The sequence below is a fragment of the Pseudomonas lalucatii genome (genome assembly GCF_018398425.1).
Lineage (GTDB): Bacteria > Pseudomonadota > Gammaproteobacteria > Pseudomonadales > Pseudomonadaceae > Aquipseudomonas > Aquipseudomonas lalucatii.
In genome coordinates, this window is sequence record NZ_JADPMV010000002.1 from 1,468,480 (window position 1) to 1,482,634 (window position 14,155).

12 protein-coding genes are annotated in these 14,155 nt (G+C 69.6%); 3 read left to right on the plus strand and 9 right to left on the minus strand.

What is annotated here, in order from left to right; genetic code table 11:
- Positions 1-15 precede the first annotated feature (15 nt).
- On the plus strand, positions 16-645 hold the full coding sequence (locus I0D00_RS20430; RefSeq protein WP_213641604.1) for a glutathione S-transferase: 630 nt from the start codon (positions 16-18) through the stop codon (positions 643-645).
- Between the two features lie 96 nt (positions 646-741).
- On the opposite strand, the gene I0D00_RS20435 is transcribed toward I0D00_RS20430, so the two are convergent.
- The 3 genes from I0D00_RS20435 to I0D00_RS20445 form a co-directional block, all read right to left on the minus strand.
- Positions 742-1,035, minus strand: a complete 294-nt coding sequence (locus I0D00_RS20435) for a hypothetical protein (protein ID WP_213641605.1) — start codon at positions 1,033-1,035, stop codon at positions 742-744.
- Between the two features lie 47 nt (positions 1,036-1,082).
- Entirely contained in the window at positions 1,083-2,441 is a 1,359-nt protein-coding gene (creD, locus tag I0D00_RS20440; protein ID WP_213641606.1) for a cell envelope integrity protein CreD, read from the minus strand.
- Between the two features lie 140 nt (positions 2,442-2,581).
- Positions 2,582-3,016, minus strand: a complete 435-nt coding sequence (locus tag I0D00_RS20445; protein ID WP_213641607.1) for a CBS domain-containing protein — start codon at positions 3,014-3,016, stop codon at positions 2,582-2,584.
- A gap of 334 nt (positions 3,017-3,350) precedes the next feature.
- On the opposite strand from I0D00_RS20445, the gene mgtE reads away from it, so the two are divergent.
- Positions 3,351-4,997: a magnesium transporter gene (gene mgtE, locus I0D00_RS20450; RefSeq protein ID WP_213641608.1), complete on the plus strand. Its 1,647-nt coding sequence runs from the start codon at positions 3,351-3,353 to the stop codon at positions 4,995-4,997.
- A gap of 9 nt (positions 4,998-5,006) precedes the next feature.
- Here mgtE and creC read toward each other — a convergent pair whose 3' ends face one another.
- From creC to I0D00_RS20470, 4 genes are all read right to left on the minus strand, one after another.
- The gene (creC, locus tag I0D00_RS20455; RefSeq protein WP_213641609.1) at positions 5,007-6,431 is read right to left on the minus strand and encodes a two-component system sensor histidine kinase CreC; all 1,425 of its coding nucleotides are present in this window, start codon (positions 6,429-6,431) and stop codon (positions 5,007-5,009) included.
- 1 nt (position 6,432) lies between these two features.
- Entirely contained in the window at positions 6,433-7,116 is a 684-nt protein-coding gene (gene creB, locus I0D00_RS20460) for a two-component system response regulator CreB (RefSeq protein ID WP_213641610.1), read from the minus strand.
- Positions 7,117-7,197: 81 nt separating this feature from the next.
- Positions 7,198-9,228, minus strand: coding sequence for a methyl-accepting chemotaxis protein (locus I0D00_RS20465; RefSeq protein ID WP_213641611.1), 2,031 nt, complete (start codon positions 9,226-9,228; stop codon positions 7,198-7,200).
- A 199-nt stretch (positions 9,229-9,427) separates the two neighbouring features.
- Positions 9,428-10,666 (minus strand): cyclic di-GMP phosphodiesterase, encoded by a 1,239-nt coding sequence (locus tag I0D00_RS20470; protein ID WP_213641612.1) that lies wholly within the window; start codon positions 10,664-10,666, stop codon positions 9,428-9,430.
- Between the two features lie 167 nt (positions 10,667-10,833).
- Between I0D00_RS20470 and I0D00_RS20475 the strand changes: the two genes are divergently transcribed.
- Positions 10,834-11,751 carry an acyltransferase gene (locus tag I0D00_RS20475; RefSeq protein WP_213641613.1) on the plus strand — a complete coding sequence of 306 codons (918 nt, stop codon included), beginning with the start codon at positions 10,834-10,836 and terminating at the stop codon, positions 11,749-11,751.
- Between the two features lie 90 nt (positions 11,752-11,841).
- On the opposite strand, the gene fdhA is transcribed toward I0D00_RS20475, so the two are convergent.
- Entirely contained in the window at positions 11,842-13,041 is a 1,200-nt protein-coding gene (fdhA, locus tag I0D00_RS20480) for a formaldehyde dehydrogenase, glutathione-independent (RefSeq protein WP_213641614.1), read from the minus strand.
- A gap of 164 nt (positions 13,042-13,205) precedes the next feature.
- Positions 13,206-14,069 (minus strand): formyltetrahydrofolate deformylase, encoded by an 864-nt coding sequence (gene purU / locus I0D00_RS20485; RefSeq protein ID WP_213641615.1) that lies wholly within the window; start codon positions 14,067-14,069, stop codon positions 13,206-13,208.
- Positions 14,070-14,155 lie beyond the last annotated feature (86 nt).

Here is a 14,155-nt window from a genome sequence, read left to right on the forward strand (position 1 = left end):
GATCGAGGAGCGCCCATGTCCAGCCCCAGCATGACCCTGCTCTATTCCGCCACCTCGCCCTTCGTGCGCAAGGTCCTGGTGCTTCTGCACGAGACCGGCCAGCTCGACCGCGTCGCATTGCAGGAAGTGCAACTGACCCCGACCGCGCCCAGTGCGACGGTCAACGCGCAGAACCCGGCCGGCAAGATCCCGGCCCTGCGCCTGGCCGACGGCAACGTGCTGGTCGACAGCCGGGTGATCCTCGAATACCTCGACCAGCAGCATGTCGGCGAGCCGCTGATTCCGCCCGGCGGCAGCGCCCGCTGGCGCCGTCTGAGCCTGGCGGCGCTGGCCGATGCCATCCTCGATGCCGCGGTGCTGATGCGCTACGAGGCCGTCCTGCGTCCCGCGGACAAGCGCTGGCCGGAATGGCTGGACGGCCAGCGGGCGAAGATCGAGCAGAGCCTGCTGCACTTCGAGCGCGAAGCGATCGCCGAGCTGAGCAGCCGCTTCGACATCGCCGCCATCGGCGTGGCCTGCGCCCTCGGCTACCTGGACCTGCGCCAGCCCGAGCTGGCCTGGCGCCAGCGCTGCCCGCAACTGGCCGCCTGGTACGCCGAAGTCAGCCAGCGTCCGTCGCTGCAGGCGAGCACTCCTCCGGCCTGAGCCTCCGGGCCGGCGCCGGCGTTCTGAACAGCCGGGCGATGCGCCGTGCCAGCAGATGCCCGGCGCGGGCCTCCTCGCGCAGACCGACAGGGCCGCTCATGCGCGGTACCACAGGCGCATGAAGCCCAGCGCCAGCAGCGCGCCGGCCTGGCCCAGGGCCGCGCACAGTTGCGGGAAGGACTGCACCGCGCGAAGCTGCGGGGCGTTCGCCGGCCCGCCCCGCAAGGGCTCCGGCAGCAGCCCCAGGGCCTGCCGCGCCAGGGGCCTGCCGCTAAGCAGCAGGGCATCGATCAGGCCGAACTCGCCGAGAAACATCGGGCCGAGCACCAGCAGCACGGCGACCAGCAGGCCGAGGGCGAAACAGGTGGGGAATTGCAGCAACAGGCGCATCGTCATGCTCTCCCGACAGGGCGCGACCAGGGCCGCGCCGAAATGGATCAACGGCTGCCGGCCGGCGTGCTCGCCGCGCCCTTGCCGACGCCGTACCAGTCGAGGTCGCGGGTCAGCACCATGACGCCGCCGAGCACGCCGAAGACCAGCAGCGCGCCCATCAGCAGGGCGTAGTCCTCGGCGCCGAGCAGTCCGTAGAGCAAGGCGTAGAGTGCCGCCAGCAGCCCGCCGAAGGCGCCGCCGCGCAGACGGCTGCGCAGCACGTGGCTGACGTAGAAGGCGTTCAGGGCCACGCAGGCCGTGGCCGAGAGGCCATAGGCCAGGGCGAAGCCCAGGTGCTCGGAGAGCGACAGCAACAGCAGGTAGAACAGCGCCAGAGACAGGCCGACCAGGGCGTACTGCACCGGGTGCACGGCCAGGCGCTTGAGCACTTCGAACAGGAAGAACACGGCGAAGGTCAGGGCGACGAACAGCAGCGCGTACTTGATCGCCCGCTCGGTCTTCAGGTACTGGTCCACCGGGTCGATGAAGCTGACCCCGAAGTTCCGCCCGAGCAGCCCCTTGCATTCGCCCTTGCCCACGCACGCCTGCAGGCCCTGCTCCAGGTCGGTGGCGAAGAAGCTGGTCTGCCACTGCGCCGTGAAGCCCTGGGCGGTCACTTCGCGGGCGCTGGGCAGGTACTCGCCGACGAAACTCGGGTGCGGCCAGTCGGCCGCGAGCGAGACGCGGCTGTCGCGACCTACCGGCACCACGCTGAGCTGCTCGGTGCCCTGCAGCTTGAGCTCGAAGGCGAACTCCAGCAGCTGCCCACCCTGGCTGTCCAGGGCCGGCAGGCGGGCATGCACGCCGGCGCCGAAGCGCTCGTCGCCGCTGCCCGGGGCGAAACTCAGGGTCGCGCCGTCGAAGCGCAGCTGCAGGTCGTTGGCGATGCCGCGCACATCGCTGATACCCACCGCCAGGAAGGGCCGCTCGAACTGGTACAGGCCCAGGTCGTCGCCCAGGCCCAGGCGCGCCGGCAGCTTGAAGGCGCCGCTGAACCGGTTGTCGCTGCGGTACAGCAACGCCGCATAGATGCCCCGGGCCCGGGACTCGGTGGCCACCACGCCGTCGAGCGCGAAGCGCTCCGGCAGGAAGTACAGGCGGCCGCGCAGCCGGCGCTCCTGCAGATAGCGCTCGCCGGTCTTGGCCTGGGTCTGCCATTCGTGCAGCACCTTGGTGTAGGGCAACACCAGGATAGGTCCGGTGATCTGCTGGCGGTAGCTGGAGCTGCGGGCGATGTCCTGCAACACCCCCTCGCGCAGGTATTGCCGCTCGCCGACCAGGCCGTCGATCATCGACAGGGGGATCAGCAGCAGCAGGATCAGCAAGGCGATGGTGCCCAGCTTGAAGGCCAGGGGTCGGTTCATGGTGCAGCTCTCCGCAATGACTAAGGTGGGGAGAGTCTGGCCAGGCCCTGGGGTGGTTTTATGCGGCTACGATGGAGACTGTGTGGAGATTCGCCGACGCGCCCGACGGGACGTTGCCGTCCGCCAGGCGCCGCTCGCCCCTACTCGCCGCGAATGTACTGCTCCAGCTGCTGGATCAGGCTGGCCTGCTCGGCGATGGTCTCCTTGACCAGGTCGCCGATCGACAGCAGGCCGATCAGCTCGCCCTCGGCCATCACCGGCAGGTGACGCAGGTGGCGGTCGGTCATCAACTGCATGCAGTCCTGGGCCGACTGGCTGGGGCCGACGGTGATCACCTCGGCGGTCATGATCTCGCTGACCTGGGCGGAGAACGCCGAGCGCTCCAGCAGGGCCACCTTACGGGCGTAATCGCGCTCGCTGACGATGCCCGCCAGGCGCCCGTTGCGCAGCACCACCAGGGCGCCTATGCCCTTCTCGGCCATCAGCTTGACGGCATCGAGCACCGAGGTCTCGGGGCTGACGCTGTAGACCGCGGCGTGCAGCTTGCTGCGGAGGATCTCGGCGACTGTCTTCATAGGAGGCTTCCCGGAAGTGAGGAGGTATAAGGCGCGGCGTCTTCAATAATAGCCAAATCCCTCGGGCCATCGGCCCGCTCCGGCGAATCCCGGCGCGCCGGCCGACAATGCGCGAGCGCCATGGCGCACCTGGGGAAATCACCCCGCCGGGCAAGCAAGCCTTGTTTGGCCGACAGGAACCTCTGTAGTCTCACGGCATCGGCCAGGACGCCGCGTCCCTGAGCCATACTCCCAGCACCGGCAACGCCCACAGCAGCCCGACCCGCTCGCCGCGACGGCGGGCCGCTGGCGCCGGAAGCCAACACCCTCATCCTCCCGCGCGACCCTGGCCACTATGACTCCGACCGACCCCGACGCTCGCCACGCCAAAGACGCCCGCAGCGACAGCGAGCAGATCATCCAGGCCCTGGATGCCGGCAAGAACAAGCGGGCGCGCAAACTGCTGGGGCGCATGCACCCGGCGAAGATCGCCGCCATGCTCGAGGTACTCGAGGCCGAGCAGCGCCTGGCGCTGTGGCAGCAGATCGATCCGGCGCGCGAGGGCCGCATCCTGCCGCACCTGAGTATCCAGTTGCGCCGCGAGCTGGCCGGGGACTCGGCCGATGTGCCGCACGCCGGCGAAGACTCGGCGCCGCACGCCGGCAAGGGCGAAATCAACCACCTGGAGGCCATTCGCGAGGCCCTGGGGCTGAAGAAGCTCAAGCGGGTCGGCAGGATTCTCCATCGCATGCACCCGGCCAAGGTCGCCGGCCTGCTCGAGGCGCTGCCACCGGAAGAGCGGCGCAGCGTGTGGAGCATGGTCGAGACCGAGCGCGCCGGTAAGGTGCTGATCTACCTGCACGATGAGATCCGGGTGGCCCTGGCCCTCGAGCTCGACCTCGACGACCTGATCGCCTCGGCCGCCCACCTCGAGCTCGACGACCGGGTCGACCTGATCCAGACCCTGCCCGGCGAACTGGGCGCCAAGCTGTTGCGCGCCAGCAGCGCCAGCCAGCGCAGCCAGCTGGAGTCGATGCTGGCCTACCCCGAGGACTCGGCCGGCGGCCTGATGAACGCCGACGTCATCCAGGTCCGCGCCGACGTCAGGGTCAGCACCGTGCTGCGCTACCTGCGCCTGCTGGAGACCCTGCCGCCGCAGACCGACCTGCTGATGGTGGTCGACCGCAAGGGCCACTACCAGGGCGGGCTGCGCCTCAGCGTGCTGGTCACCGCCGACCTCGAGCGGCCGGTGGCCGAGCTGCTCGACAGCGCCATCGTCGGCATCGCCGCCACGGCCAGCGGCAGCGAGGTGGACCAGCGCTTCAAGGAACTCGACCTGCTGTCCGCCCCGGTGGTGGACGAGGACAACCGGGTGATCGGCCGCATCACCCTGGACGACGTCGCCGACCTGATGCGCGAAGACTCCGAGCGCACCCTGATGCAGATGGCCGGTCTCGACGACGAAGCCGACATCTTCGCCCCGGTGCTGGTCAGCTCGCGGCGCCGCGCGGTGTGGCTGGGCATCAACCTGATCACCGCGTTCAGCGCGGCCTGGGTGATCGGCCTGTTCCAGGCCACCCTCGAGCAGCTGGTGGCGCTGGCCGTGCTCATGCCCATCGTGGCGAGCATGGGCGGCATCGCCGGCAGCCAGACCCTGACCCTGGTGATCCGCGGCCTGGCCCTGGGCCAGGTGCAGAAGGGCAACCTGCGCATCCTGCTCAACCGCGAGCTGGGCATCTCCATCCTCAACGGCCTGCTCTGGGCCGTGGTCATCGCCCTGCTGGCCGTGCTCTGGTTCGGCCACTGGGGCCTGGGCGCGGTGCTCGGCAGCGCCATCCTGATCAACCTGCTGTGCGCGGCCCTGGCGGGCTGGGGCATCCCGCTGCTGCTCGAGCGCATGGGCATCGACCCGGCCCTGGCCGGCAGCGTGATCCTCACCACGGTGACCGATATCGTCGGCTTCTTCGCCTTTCTCGGCCTGGCCAGCCTGGTCCTGCTGTGAGGCCCGGGCTCAGGCCTCCGGCAGCCTGAGCAACGCCTCGACCCCGCCCTCGACATTGCCGATGCGCAGCGCGCCGCCGTGCAGCTGCGCCACCTCGGTCACGAAGTTCAGTCCCAGGCCGCTGCTCTTGCGCCCGCCGCCGGGCCGCGGCAGGGAGTAGAAGCGTTCGCTCAGCCGCCCCAGGGCGTAGTCGGGGATGGCCTCGGCCTGGTTGAACAGGCGCAGCTCGACCCACCCGTCGCGGACCTCGGCGCTGCAGCGGATCAGCCCTCCCGGCGGGGTGAAGTCCAGGGCGTTGTCCAGCAGGTTGGCCAGCGCCTGGCGCAGCAGGAAGTGCTCGCCGCGCACCGCCAGCTCGGCGGGCATCCGGTTGTCGATGCGCAGGCCGCCGCGCTCGATGCGCACCGCCTGCTGCTCCAGCAAGGCCTCGAATCCTGTGCGCAGCGGCACCCTGACCTGCTCCTCCAGCCCCTGGCGCTGCTCGACCTGGGCCAGCTGCAGCAGGCGTTCGATCAGCTGCTGCATGCGCCCGGCCTCCTGATCGATATTGCCGACGAAGCGCCGGCGCTGCTCGGCCGTCATGTCATCGGCCAGCAGCTCGGCGGCGCCGCGGATGGCCGCCAGCGGGCTCTTCAGCTCGTGGGTCAGGGTATGCACGTAGCGCTCGACGTAGGCCTTGCCCTCCAGCGCGCTGCGCATGCGCTCGAGCGCCTCGGCCAGTTGCCTGAGCTCGCCGCCCTGCAGGCGCGGCAGCTCGGCGCGCTGCCCGGCGCTGACGGCCTGGGCGAAGTGGGTCAACCGGCGCAGCGAGCCGCTCAGCCACCAGGACAGCAGCGCGCCCAGCAACAGGCCGAGGCCGATCAGGCCACCGCCGAGCCAGCCCAGGCGCCGCTGCGAGCGCTCGATATAGGGCTGCAGGCTGCGGTTCGGCTTGGCCACCGAGACCACGCCGATGATCCGCTCGCCGTCCTTGATCGGCGCCGCCACGTACATCACCGAGGAGTCCGGGTCGTTCGGGTCCTCGCGGCTGGAGCGGGCGCCGTACTGGCCGCGCAGGGTGAGGAACACGTCGTTCCAGCGCGAGTAGTCCTGCCCCAGCGCGTCCCCGCTGGAATCCAGCAGGACGATGCCGGCGGCGTCGGTGACATAGATGCGGTGGTTGACCCGGGTCTTCTCCACGCCCCAGATCTGCGCCTCGGGCCGGCGCCGGCCGTAGGCCTCGAGCAGCGCCGGCAGGCGGCTCTGGGCCAGGCGGCCGGCCTTGACCTCGTCGCGCAGGATCTCCGCCAGCAGGTTGGCGGTATCCACCAGGGTCTCCTCGGTGGACTGGCGCACGCCGGGACGGATCTCCTCCATCACCGTGCTCAGCACGAACCAGCCGGCCAGGCCGACGAACAGGAAGTAGACCAGGAAGATGCGTACGCCCAGCGGCATCTCAGCGCTCCGGGCTGCAGCTGTAGCCCAGGCCGCGGTGGGGCTGGATCGGCTCGCGCGCGGCGGCGACCTGGCGCAGCTTGGCGCGCAGGCTCTTGATGTGGCTGTCGATGGTCCGCTCGTAGCCGACATCGCGGGCCACGCCCAGGGCCTCGAGCAGCTGCTCGCGGCTGAACACCCGCTCGGGCTGCCCGAGCAGGGTCTGCAGCAGGCGGAACTCGTGACGGGTCAGGGCCAGCAGATGGCCGAGGTAGTGGATCTGGTAGCGCCGGGTATCGACCCGGAAGCTGCCGTGGGCAACCGGCGCGGCCTCGGCCGGGCGCGGCGCCACGCGTTTGAGGATGGCCCGGACCCTGGCGGCGACCTCGCGCGGGCTGAAGGGTTTGACCACGTAGTCGTCGGCGCCGATCTCCAGGCCCACCACCCGGTCGATCTCGCCATCGCGGGCGGTGAGGAAGATCACCGGCACCTCGGAGAACCGGCGCAGGCGCCGGCAGGCCTCGAAGCCGCTGATGTCCGGCAGACCGACATCGAGGATCAGCAGGTCGAAGGGCTCGCGGGCCAGACGCTCCAGCGCCTCGCCGGCCAGGCTCAGCCAGGTGGTGGCGAACCCCTCGGCCTGCAGGGCATAGACCAGGGTGTCGGCGATCGCGGCCTCGTCTTCGACGATCAGAATGTGCGGCATATGGCGTCCTGCGGCGCGGCGGTGTCGGCCGGCAGACTGCGCCAGCGGCGCCCCGAGCGTCAAGCCGGGGCGCCGCCGCGCTCACTCCAGGCGAAAGCGCCCGGTGTTCTGCACCAGCCCCTGGCTGCCGCGGCGCAGCTGCTCGGCGACACCGCTGACCGCCTGGGCGCCGTCGAGCAGGGCGCTGGTCGCCTGGTCGACCTGCTGGATATTGCCGCTGACCTCGTCGGCGGTGGCCGCCTGCTGCTCGGCGGCGGTGGCGATCTGTGCCAGGCGGTCGCTGACCCGCTGCACCGACTGGACGATGCCGTCGAGGTCCTCGCCCATGGCCAGCACGCTGCCGACGTCGCCCTCGGCCTGGCGCACCGCCTCCTCCATCAGGCCGACCGACTGGCCGACCACCTTGTGCAGGTCGGCGACGGTCTGGGCGATCTCCGCGGTGGAGTTCTGCGTGCGCTGCGACAACGAGCGCACCTCGTCGGCCACCACGGCGAAGCCGCGGCCCTGATCGCCGGCCCGCGCCGCCTCGATGGCCGCGTTGAGCGCCAGCAGGTTGGTCTGTTCGGCGATGCCCTTGATCACGTCGACCACCCGGGTGATCTGCTCGGTCTGCTCGCGCAGCTGCTGCAGGGCGGTGGCGCTGTCGCCCAGGCGACTGCTCAGCTGGCGCATGCTGGCACTGGTGCGCTGGCTGCGCTGGTTGCTCTGGCTGGCGATCTCGCGGGTCTGCCCGGCCTCCGTCGCCGCCTGCTCGCAGCTCTGCGCCACGCTCTGCGCGGTGGCCGCCATCTGCGTGGCGGCGGTGGCGATCTGGCTCATCTGCTGGCGCTGCTGCTCCACCGCCACCAGGGCGCCCTGCGCCTGGCCGCTGAGCGTCTGCACGGTGCCGCCGAGCTGCTCGCTCTCCCGATTGACCCCCTGCAGCGAGCCGCGCAACTGCGCCACCGCGGTATTCAGGGCCTGGGCGATGCCGGCCAGGTCGTCGGCGCCGTGCACCTGCATCTGCACCCGCAGGTCGCCGTCGCGCAGCCCCTCGGCGGCGGCGATGATCCCGGCGGTGCTGCGGCGGATCGAGGCGTTCAGGCACAGCAGCACGTAGAGCGCCAGCAGGGTCAGCCCGGCGAACAGGCCGACCATCCGGGCCATGGCCAGCTGCGCGTCGCGGCGGTAGTCGCCCAGACTCGCGGCGAACTGTTGGTAGAGCGCCTGCTGCAGCCCGTGCAAGGGCTGCTGCAGGGCCTCGGTGCGCTGCACCAGCTGCTCGGGACTGAGGCTCATGGGACTGGCGGCGAACATGTCGCGGTCGACCTCGGCGAGAAACCGCTCGAGGCCGCTCCGGGCCCGGGCGAAGGGCTCCCGCAGCGCCACCATCACCCCGGGGGCACTCTGCTCCAGGCTGGCCTGCGCCTTGAGCAGCTGGCTCTGGGACTCCTCCAGGCCGCGGCGCAGCTCGCCGATCAGCAGGCGATTCTGCAGGGTGAAGCGCTGCGACAACACCGCGCCATAGCCATGCGCCACGAAGCTGCCGAGGCGCTCCAGCATGAGCGGCAGGGTCAGGGTCAGCTGCTCGGTGAGCAGGGCCGTGTCGAGGTCCGCGGCGAGGATCAGGCCGCTGTCGGTAGCCAGCTGCTCGCGCAGCGCGGCCAGTTGCATCAGGGTGCTTTGGTAACGCGCCAGGGCATCCGGTAACGCCATCTTGCCCAGCACCTCGGCCGTCAGCTGCGGACGCCCGCCCTGCAGCTCGGCCAGCTGGCTGGTCGCCATGCTGCTCGGCCGGCTGGCGGCCAGGGCACTCGCGGCCTGCTCCAGGGCCTGGTCGAGAGCGCTCGCGCGTTGCCGCAGCAGCTGCTCGGCCTGGGCATCGGTGCCCTTCCAGCGCGACAACAGGGTCTGCTGCTCGATCAGCGCCCGCTCCACGGTGGCCAGCCCCTGCACCCCCTGCATGCCCTCGAGCTTGCGGTCGAGCAGGTCCAGGCGGACCAGGTGGTCGCTGCTGATCCCCCACAAGGCATAGGCCAGCGGCAGGACGAACAGCGCGAACAGCAGCTGGAACTTGCGCGCGAAGCTGAAACGCTCCAGCAGGCGAGCGCCCGGCTTGAGTACTCCGGTCATAGCGATGTCTCCCCGAATCCAGGCCACGACCGGCAACGGCGGCGGCAAAGGCCGACAACGAAGCAATAATTACGCCGGACTGCCGCAGCAGACCGCGGCAGAGCCCTGGCCGAACCGCCGGGTGCTGCTTGCGCACGCGGCCGGCAGGCGCCCTGGCGGAAAACCGGCGCCCCGGCGGGCTAGGCCTACGGCGTGGCGATCAGCGCGACGGCAGCCCGCTCCACAGCTCGTCCAGGTTGCGAAAGCCCCAGTCGGCGGCCGACTCGCGGCCGATGATGCGCTCGCGACCGGCCAGCTTGCTCAGGTCGATGACCTCCTGGGGAATCGGCTGCTTGCTCTTGGCCGAGAAGAACACCTTGACCTTAGGCGTCAGCAGGGAATGTTCGTGCTGCTCCAGCACCACCCCCAGGCGCCCGCTCTGCAGGCGCACCAGGGAACCCGTGGGGTAGATGCCCATGGTCCTGACGAAGGCCTGGAACACCCGCTCGTCGAAGTGGCCTTTCCAGCCGGCCATCTTGCGGATCGACTCGGCGGGCTCCCAGCCGGCCTTGTAGGGGCGGTCCGAGGTGATCGCGTCGTACACGTCGCACACCGCCGCCATGCGCGCGAACAGGCTGATCTGCTCGCCCGCCAGGCGGTGGGGGTAGCCGCTGCCGTCGACCTTCTCGTGGTGGTGCAGGCAGACATCCAACACCACCGCACTGATCGGCTTGCTGTCGTTCAGCAGGCGCGCGCCGGCCTCGGGATGAGCGCGCATGGTGGCGAACTCGCTATCGCTCAGCTTGCCCGGTTTGTTCAGCACCTCCGCGGGCATGCGCATCTTGCCGATGTCATGCAGCAGCCCGGCCATGCCGGCCTCGCGCACCTGCGCCTCGGGCAGCGCGAGCTGGCGCGCCAGGGCGATCATCAGGCCGCACACCGCCACCGAATGCATGTAGGTGTACTCGTCGGCGTGCTTGAGCCGCGCCAGGCTGATCAGCGCATTGGGCTGACGCAGGATGGACGCGGAAATCTCCTCCACCAGCTCGCCCACCTGGCCGACCTCGATGGCCCGGCCCATGCGCGCGTCGCCGAACATCGCCATCACCGCGCGCTTGGAGCTGTCGCACAGTTTGGCCGCCCGCTGGATTTCCTCCTCCAGGGTGGGTTGGTCGCCTGCCCGCGGCGCCTCGCCGGCAGGGGCGGCAGGGGCGGCCGCCAGCAATACCGCTTCGGCCTCGATCTGGGCCTGCTCCAGCGTCTTGCCGCTCGACAGGTCCAGGCCCCTGCCGGTGTCGATCCACACCTCGCGGATGCCGCTGTCGAGGATGCGTTGCAGGTCCTTGCCGCTGTTGAGCAGGAACCTGGTCTTCCAGAACGGGTGCTCCATCCAGGAGCCGCACAGCTCATGGATGTACATGCCTTGGAGCAGCTCGGTGACGGGAATGCGTTTGAGCACGGCGATGACCACTGCGCGGACCGATGACCGGAGTAAGCATAAGCCAAAGACGCGAAAGGCAAGCTCCGCGCAGGGGATTTTCGCCCGCCTTGCGGTGCGGCGGCTTGGAGGGCGTGACCGGCCTGCTTATCATGGCCGGCCCCGTGCCGCGCCCACAAGGAGTTGCCATGCGCCGCCCGCTGACCGGCCTGAGCGTCACCCTGCTGCTGCTGCTCAACACCTTGCTGCTGATCGGCCCGCTGCTGCTGATCGCCCTCGGCAAGTTCGTCCTGCCCGGCCGCCGCCTCAAGGCCGCCAGTTCGCGCGGGGTGATGTGGGTGGCGGAGACCTGGGCGGAGCTGAACAAGCTGATCTTCGCCCGCCTGCTGCCCACGGTGTGGGACATCCGCGGCGGCGGCGCGCTGCGCCAGGACACCTCCTACCTGGTGATCAGCAATCACCAGTCCTGGGTCGACATCCCCGCCCTGGTGCAGGCGTTCAACCGCAAGACGCCCTACTTCAAGTTCTTCCTCAAGCAGCAGCTGATCTGGGTACCCCTGCTCGGCCTGGCCTTCTGGGCCCTCGACTACCCCTTCATGAAGCGCTACTCCAAGGCCTTCCTGGCCAGGCATCCCGAGCTCCAGGGCCAGGACCTGGCCATCACCAGGCGCGCCTGCGAGAAATTCCGCGAGCTGCCGGTGACCGTGGTCAACTACCTGGAGGGCACCCGCTTCACCCCGGCCAAGCACGCCCAGCAGCAGTCGCCCTACCGCTACCTGCTGAAGCCCAAGGCCGGCGGCGTGGCCTTCGTCCTCGCCGCCCTGGGTGAACAGCTGGATGCGGTGCTGGACGTCACCCTGGTCTACCCGGGCCAGGGCATACCCGGTTTCTGGGCGCTGATCAGCGGTCAGGTGCCGCGGGTGATAATCGACATTCGCACGCGCCCCCTCGACCCGGCGCTGTACCAGGGCGACTACGAGAACGACGGCGAGTTTCGCCGCCAGGTACAGGACTGGGTCAGCCAGCTGTGGCACGAGAAGGACGAGCGCATCGCCCGCTTGCGCGAAGAGGCCGCGGCCGCGACGGCGCGCCCGGCCGACGCCTAGAGCCTGCGACCCAGGGGCTGCGGCATTAGCCTCGCCGGATAGAAAAAGGGCGGCCCGAGGGCCGCCCTTTTTTACTTAGCGCACCTGGACTCAGGCGGCGCCGAACAGCTTGTGCGGGTCCATGACGAATTTCTTCGGCACGCCGGCATCGAACTCGTGGTAGCCCTTCGGCGCGTCGTCCAGGCTGATCACTTCGACGCCGACGATCTCGGCGATGTTGATGCGGTCCCACATGATCGCCTGCATCAGCTGGCGGTTGTACTTCATCACCGGGGTCTGGCCGGTGTGGAAGCTGTGCGACTTGGCCCAGCCCAGGCCGAAGCGGATGCTCAGCGCACCCTTCTTCGCCGCGGCGTCCACCGCACCCGGATCGTCGGTGACGTACAGGCCCGGGATACCGATGTTGCCGGCCACGCGGGTGACCTGCATCAGCGAGTTGAGCACGGTGGCCGGAGCCTCGTGCTGCACGCCGTCGTGGCCATGGCCACGGGCTTCGAAGCCCACGCAGTCGACCGCGCAGTCGACTTCCGGCTCGCCCAGCAGGGCGGCGATCTGGTCGGCCAGCGGAATGTCCAGGGACAGGTCGGCGATCTCGAAGCCCACCGCCTTGGCATGGGCCAGGCGCACCGGGTTGACGTCGCCGACGATGACCACGGCGGCGCCGAGCAGGCGGGCCGAGGCGGCTGCGGCCATGCCGACCGGACCGGCGCCGGCGATGTAGACGGTGCTGCCCGGGCCGACGCCGGCGGTGACCGCGCCGTGGTAACCGGTTGGCAGGATGTCGGACAGGCAGGTCAGGTCACGGATCTTCTCCATGGCCTTGTCGCGATCCGGCAGCTTGAGCAGGTTGAAGTCGGCGTAGGGCACCATCACGTATTCGGCCTGGCCACCGGTCCAGTCGCCCATGTCGACGTAGCCGTAGGCACCGCCGGCGCGGGCCGGGTTGACGGTCAGGCAGACACCGGTGTGCTGCTCCTTGCAGCTGCGGCAGCGGCCGCAGGCGACGTTGAACGGTACCGAGACCAGGTCGCCGATCTGCATGCGCTCGACGTCACGGCCCTTCTCGATCACCTCACCGGTGATCTCGTGGCCCAGCACCAGACCGACCTGGGCGGTGGTGCGTCCGCGCACCATGTGCTGGTCGGAGCCGCAGATGTTGGTGGACACCACGCGCAGGATCACGCCGTGCTCGATCTTCTTGCCGCGCGGGTCCTGCATTTTCGGATAGTCGATCTTCTGGACTTCGACCTTGCCTTGACCCAGATAGACGACACCACGATTACCAGACATAGGTAGTTCTCCTTTGTTGTTGTGGATACAAAGGCGCGACCGACGGCCACGCGGCCTTGCACTTGGAGCCTTGTTCAGCTGCTGGAGAGACCGCCGACAGGCCGAGCGGTACTGCCTCTCCGTTGCGTTGCCATGCCACCGGCGCCAACCGGCGGCAGGATTCGTTAAGGGTTCAGCACCACGGTGCGGTTGGCGTTGAGGAACACGCGCCGCTCGATGTGGTAGCCAACGGCCTTGGCCAGGGTCAGGCACTCGATGTCGCGGCCCTTGGCGATCAGGTCTTCCGGATAGTGGGCGTGGTCCACCGTCTCCACGCCCTGGGCGATGATCGGCCCCTCGTCGAGGTGGTCGTTGACGTAGTGGGCGGTGGCGCCGACCAGCTTGACGCCCTTCTGATAGGCCTGGTGGTAGGGCTTGGCGCCCTTGAAGCCGGGCAGCAGCGAGTGGTGGATGTTGATCGCCCAGCCGTCCAGGCGGCGGCACAGCTCGGGCGAGAGCACCTGCATGTAGCGGGCGAGCACGACCAGCTCCGCGCCGCTTTCCTCGATCACCTCGAGCACCTTGCGCTCCTGCGCCGGCTTGTCGTTGGGGTCGAGGGGAAAGTGGTAGTAGGGAATGTCGTGCCAGCGCGCCAGCGGCTCCAGGTCGGGGTGGTTGGACACCACGGCCACCACGTCCATGGCCAGTTGGCCGATGCGCTGGCGGTAGAGCAGGTCGTTGAGGCAGTGGTCGGCCTTGGACACCATCAGCACCACCTTGGTCCGGTAGCCCGGCGGGGTGAGCTCGGTGTGCATGCCGAAGGGCGCCAGGCGCTCGGCGAGGATGGCGCGGAAGCTGGTCTCGTCGAAGCCGGCCGGGACGCGGAACTCGACGCGGATGAAGAAGTGCGCGGCCAGCCGGTCGTCGAACGAGTGGTGTTCGGTGACGTAGCACTGCTGCTCGTAGAGCAGGCGCGTCACCGCATCCACGGTGCCGAGCAGGCTCGGACAATGGGCGGTGAGTATCCAGGTATCAGGGGTACGGCTCATGGCGTTCTCCCATGCGGCATGGACCAGGGTTGACGTCGGCCGAAGCGCTGCCCGCCAACCCTCTCGGTGGAGCTCGGGAACGCGGC